Source organism: Brevibacillus sp. NRRL NRS-603 (assembly GCF_003013445.1).
In the GTDB taxonomy this organism is placed as follows: domain Bacteria; phylum Bacillota; class Bacilli; order Brevibacillales; family Brevibacillaceae; genus Brevibacillus; species Brevibacillus formosus.
In genome coordinates this window covers 1-1,069 of the sequence record NZ_PXZN01000170.1, presented here as the reverse complement: position 1 = coordinate 1,069, position 1,069 = coordinate 1, and the positions used below count along the sequence as shown (strand labels likewise).

Below are 1,069 nucleotides of genomic sequence, written 5' to 3'. Positions count from 1 at the left end.
CGATTCCGACGACCTTTTTCATCGACCCAGATGGAGAAGTGCAGGAAGTTTTTATCGGGCAATTGGATGAAGCCATGATTGAGTCAAAAGTAACAAAAATCTTGCCGTAAGTGAGGAGCAATGATGGATCAGCGAAAATGCGAATGCGGTCATACCAACCCGGTTGGGACGCTGCTCTGTGAGTCTTGCGGGAAGCCTTTGAATGTGGAAGTCCACGAGCAGACATCGTTTCCTGACATGCGTTATGAAGGAATGGCAAGACGTTCTCAAACGAATAAGACGAAGGTAATCGATCGAGTCTGGAACTTTTTTTCTTCGGTCAAAATTGCAATCGGTATCATTATTGTCATTTTGGTGGCGTCCGCAGTCGGAACCATCTTTCCGCAGCAAATGTACATACCAGTACCCGTACCGACTGAAGCTGATGTTGCCCGTTTTTATACGGAATCATATGGAACGCTGGGAACGATTTTTTACGGCCTTGGATTTCACAATATGTACTCGTCTTGGTGGTTTGTGACGCTCCTAGTTATGCTCGGTACATCTTTGGTTATCTGTAGTCTGGACCGCGTGGTACCGCTGTATAAAGCGTTAAAGAAGCCGAGATTGAACCAGCACAAGTCCTTTTTGAAAGGGCAAAAGCTGTTTGCAGAGGGGGAGCTTGCTCCAGAAGCCGATCAGGAAGCGATACTGGACGCCTCCGCTCTGGCATTGAAAGAAAAAGGATACCGCATTTTCCACACGGAACGAGCGATTATGGCTGAAAAAGGCCGTTTTAGCCGTTGGGGTCCTTACATTAATCACATTGGATTGATATTATTTTTGGTCGGTACTCTAATGCGAAGCCTGCCTGGCTTTTACTTAGACGAGTACGTCTGGGTGCGTGAGGGCCAAACAATGGCGATTCCGAATACCCCTTACTACATAAAAAACGAGAACTACACGACAGAGTATTGGTCGGAAGATGAAATGCCGGAGCAACTGGAGCTTAAGGGCGGAGCCATCGTAAAGAGCTACCAGACAGATGCCATTTTATATGAAAATAAAAGCGCTGGTGTTCCAGGGAAAA

The 1,069-nt window shown here is 46.6% G+C and carries 1 protein-coding gene; it reads left to right on the top strand.

Annotated features, from left to right (window positions below):
- Positions 1–123 precede the first annotated feature (123 nt).
- Positions 124–1,069: cytochrome c biogenesis ResB family protein (locus C7R94_RS29695; RefSeq protein WP_146142868.1), on the top strand; the 946-nt coding region annotated here is incomplete at its 3' end.